Raw genomic sequence first — 4,268 nt, 5'->3', positions numbered from 1 at the left:
GCGGGGTCTGGCTCTCACCGTATCTGTTTAGCAATCTGGAAGGGGACTGGCTCTTTTGCCGCCGGATAGTCCGGCCGTTTTACGGTTTGAGGTCGGCAAAAGTGCCTGTCCCCGGTGACCGAGACGATAATTTACACAAAGTTTCGCTGTAGTGTTAGGCGCTCAGCACAAATTTCGAAACGACATGTTGTTTATTTTTCAATGCAAGCCAAGAGGTTTTGCCCATGGAACACACGGAAGGACACGGAAGTTTTTAAAGCGTTGCTAAGCAACGCATATTCCGTGATATTCCGTGTATTGCGCATGCCCGGTTGAATCTCTTCCATTCAACCGGGGTGGGCAGTCTCTTTTGCCCAGCAGGGGCATCTTTTTGAGCGCAGGGTCGTGGAAAAAGCCTGGTGACTTACTAAAATTCAGGAGAGAAACCGGATGCACAAAACAAACGTAGCAGTGGTTGGGGTGACCGGATATACCGGCATGGAACTGGTCCGTATCTTGAACAGCCATCCAGGGTTTGAACTGGGGGCTGTGACTTCGCGCTCCGAGGCCGGTAAAGCCCTGCATGAAATCTTCCCATTCATGCAGGGCACCAGGGCCGGCAGCGTTGCCATCACCGTTCCAGACCCGGAACTGGTGGCCGGTATCTGCAGTCTGGTATTTCTGGCGGTTCCCCATGGGGCGGCTATGGATATAGCTGCAGCCATCCTGGAGCAAAAGACCAGGGTTGTGGATTTAAGTGCTGATTTTCGCTTGCGGGATCCAGGTGTTTATTCCAGGTGGTACGGTATTGAACATAGACAGCAGAAACGGCTGCAACAGGCAGTGTACGGTTTGCCGGAGATATACCGGGAGCAGATTGCCGGTGCCAGCCTGGTGGCCAACCCGGGGTGTTACCCCAGTTCAGTTATTCTGGCCCTGTATCCCGGATTGAAACAGGGTTTTCTGAAAGCTCAGGACATTATTGTAGACAGCAAGTCCGGGACCAGCGGAGCAGGCCGGGTTGCCAAGACCGGGACACTGTACTGCGAAGTGACTGACAGCTTTAAAGCCTACAGTCTGGGCAAGCACAGGCACACACCGGAAATTGAACAGGAGGTTGCCCTGGCGGCCGGTACAGATATACGCCTCACCTTCAGTCCACATCTGGTGCCCATGAACCGGGGCATACTCAGCACCTGTTACGTAAACCTGAGATACTCTATCAAGACGGAGCAGATCCGGGATGTTTACCGGGATTTCTACAAGGACAGCCCCTGGGTACGCATAATGCCGGAAGGTGTCCTGCCTGAGACCAGGTGGGTCCGGGGAACCATGTACTGCGACCTTGGGTTTGTCCAGGACCCCAGGACTGACAGACTCATGATTGTCTCCTGCATTGATAACCTCTGCAGGGGGGCATCAGGGCAGGCGGTGGCCAATGCCAACCTCATGGCGGATTATGAGCTTGATCTGGGCCTGTGCACCCCGCCGTTGATGCCCTGAAGGGGAACGGCTATTTAAGATGCGAATGCGAAAAGAACCTTATGCTCACACAAAGGGCGTGTCTGGACACTAAGGATGGGCGTGGGGGAAAAAGGACTTTTGACAGGACTTGCTTGGCATACTCAGAAAAATAAACTTGACCGCCCGGATCCCATGGAAGAGGAACTTTTCTTTAATCGTAATGAGTAGTTGCAGGAGGTTGGCATATGCAGATACTGGTACTTTACTATTCCAAGTCGGGAAATACGAGAAAGCTGGCTGAGGCAGTCGCCCGGGGCGTGGACTCCGTGGAAGGGGCCCAGGCGATAATCAAAAGCACATCAGAGGTGACCAAAGACAACTTTCTTAACTGCAGCGGAGTTATCGCCGGGTCGCCTGTGTATTTCGGGGTGATGGCTGCAGACCTGAAAAGGGTTATAGATGAATTTATAAGCCTAAGGAAAAAGATGGAGGGAAAAGTCGGTGCGGCTTTCGCCACATCAGGTGATCCCACAGGCGGCAAGGAGACGACCATGTTTTCCATCATTCAGGCCCTGATGATCTACGGCATGATAATTGTCGGCGATCCCATGAGTGCTACAGGGCATTACGGTACTGCCTGCGTGGGCGAACCCGATGAGCGGGCCAGGGAAAACGGGGCCAGGCTGGGTGCCCGGGTGGCTGAAACAGCTCTTAAGCTTAGACAGTAGCCGTTTTCACCCGGAGTCTACTTTTATGGTTAAGGGTTGCAATTATGAAAATGGATTACCAGCAAGACGAAAAAGCTCTGTATATGTCCGGAAGGCTGAATCATTGTGTAGCCGGGCAAGCATGAAATACGTTTTTATTCTGATTATTATGGCGGCTTTACAGGCCGGCTGCTCTGAAGACAAGGTTGTAACTACAGTAGACCTATACTTTATGCAGGTCACTGAAACCAGGATCAAGCTTGCCTCTGAAACCAGGGATTTTGACGGGCCGCAACCCGGTCTTGTGCCTGTGATTGAGACCTGGCTGCAGGGGCCGCAAAGCCTGATGCTCAGCAGGGTGGTTCCGGAAAACGTCAGGCTGCTCAACGGCTTTATCCAGAACAGTACAGCCTATCTGGATTTTTCTTCGGAGATCACCAGAGCAGTCATGGGCGGAGAGTGGGAGGCGGTCCTGGTCCAGGCTATTGTGCTGACTGCAAGCCAGGTTCAAGGGGTGGAATCAGTGCAGATCATGGTGGAAGGGGAAATCGTGGAGTCACTTGCCGGACACATGTTGATCAACAGGCCCATTAAAATCGACATATAAGAAGATGCACATTGGCCAGAAAAATATACTTGTTATTTTATACACTGCTATGCTGGGATATATGACTGAGGCGGACTGTGCCCGCAACCCGGTTATCTGTAATTTGTTATCAGGAACAACCAGATAACTTGAGAGTTCATAGTTCCTGGTTCTTCGTTCCTGGTCGATAGGTATCTGTTTAGCGCTTTGCATGTGGCACGGGGACAGGCACCCCTGCACTTATTTTTCAGTAATGATCTTCACATCAGCTAAAAATAAGTGCGGGTTGGTGCCTGTCCCCTGCTTTCTTAAAATGCGCTAAACAGATACGAAATCACAAACAGCATTATGTCCCTCAATTTGTGCCCAGGGGCCAGATATGCTTGCACTCATGATGCAAAAGGTTCATCCCGTCCAAACCTGTATGGATGCACCTGCAAAAAGACGGGGAATGAAAAATTCAGAAATTAACAATCTACTTAACTCTTTGATTTTACAGACCTCTTAGACCTCTGACCTCTGATCTCTGACGTCTGTGACTGCAAAAATGACTTTTTGCAGTTATATCTGTATGTCCTGCGCATGTGACCGGGCATATTTTCCAGGCGTCTGCGGCAGACATTCAGCAGGTGCTGGGTCTGCTCTGCCAGGAGAGGGGCTTGATCCGGCAGCAGAAGGTAGCAGGAGATTCCAATGGCGCGAGCCTGCTGTTCTCCACGCCGGGTCGTAAACTGACCCGCTACTATGATCTCGACCCAGTAATCTTCTCGAATGCTCATAAGATCTTCCTTGGTCAGCTTTTCCGACAGGCATGCGGAAAGAACAAGAACCAGGAACGGGACTGGATTATTGTTTAGAGCCTGGAAAGTGGATTTGCTGTCCGTGGCCGTGATACGTACCGGCATCAGCTCGTCCAGAAGGTACATGGTTTGCCAGAACACTTTATCTTTTTCTGTGCCTGCCACCAGAATTTGCCTGCCATTATCTTTGGACATAGCAACTCTCCTTTCGTTCAGACACTTTAACCGGCATCTGAACAGACATAAGTTCATGTTGTCAGTACTATGGATTTATAGCATTTTTTTAAAATATCAAATCCCTGCCCTTACCCGAATGGTTGCATAAGTTTCGCTGTAATGTTAACTGCTGACTATTAACTCCTGTATCTGTTTAGCGCTTTGCATGTGGCATGGGGACTGGCTCTCCCCGCACTTATTTTTAGCTGATGTGAAGTTCATTACTGAAAAATAAGTGCGGGAGTGCCTGTCCCCTGCTCTCCTTAAAAATGTTAAACAGATACCAAAGCGGGCTACGCCCGCAACCCAATAAAGAAAAGAGCTATTTGACAGGATTAACCACGCCAAAGACGCGTGGCAGGCATAGATTAAGAGATGGATAAAGAAAAAAATCATTTTGTCCTGGCCGGAAGCCAGGCCAAAAGGTAATCACTCCAGCACTCACTTTCTTCCGGCATTCATGAGTGCCGGAAGAAAGTGAGTGCTGGATGGCTAATGCAATCTGCGGCTTCCGGC

At 50.4% G+C, this 4,268-nt stretch carries 5 protein-coding genes; 3 read left to right on the top strand and 2 right to left on the bottom strand.

Annotated elements, in window-relative coordinates; translation table 11 throughout:
• Positions 1-429 precede the first annotated feature (429 nt).
• From argC to QZP87_RS15150, 3 genes are all read left to right on the top strand, one after another.
• On the top strand, positions 430-1,482 hold the full coding sequence (gene argC / locus QZP87_RS15160; RefSeq protein ID WP_291323766.1) for an N-acetyl-gamma-glutamyl-phosphate reductase: 1,053 nt from the start codon (positions 430-432) through the stop codon (positions 1,480-1,482).
• A 206-nt stretch (positions 1,483-1,688) separates the two neighbouring features.
• Positions 1,689-2,171: an NAD(P)H-dependent oxidoreductase gene (locus tag QZP87_RS15155; protein ID WP_291323765.1), complete on the top strand. Its 483-nt coding sequence runs from the start codon at positions 1,689-1,691 to the stop codon at positions 2,169-2,171.
• A gap of 121 nt (positions 2,172-2,292) precedes the next feature.
• A complete protein-coding gene (locus QZP87_RS15150; RefSeq protein WP_291323764.1) occupies positions 2,293-2,757 on the top strand; it encodes a GerMN domain-containing protein in 465 nt (154 codons plus the stop codon).
• 458 nt (positions 2,758-3,215) lie between these two features.
• Here QZP87_RS15150 and QZP87_RS15145 read toward each other — a convergent pair whose 3' ends face one another.
• A complete protein-coding gene (locus tag QZP87_RS15145) occupies positions 3,216-3,731 on the bottom strand; it encodes a hypothetical protein (RefSeq protein ID WP_291323763.1) in 516 nt (171 codons plus the stop codon).
• 343 nt (positions 3,732-4,074) lie between these two features.
• Positions 4,075-4,268, bottom strand: a 194-nt coding sequence (locus QZP87_RS15140) for a hypothetical protein (protein ID WP_291323762.1), incomplete at its 5' end; no start/stop codon positions are given.

The sequence above is a fragment of the Desulfonatronospira sp. genome (assembly GCA_003563255.1).
Classification (GTDB): Bacteria; Desulfobacterota; Desulfovibrionia; order Desulfovibrionales; family Desulfonatronovibrionaceae; genus Desulfonatronospira.
This window is presented reverse-complemented; position numbering and strand designations above follow the sequence as displayed.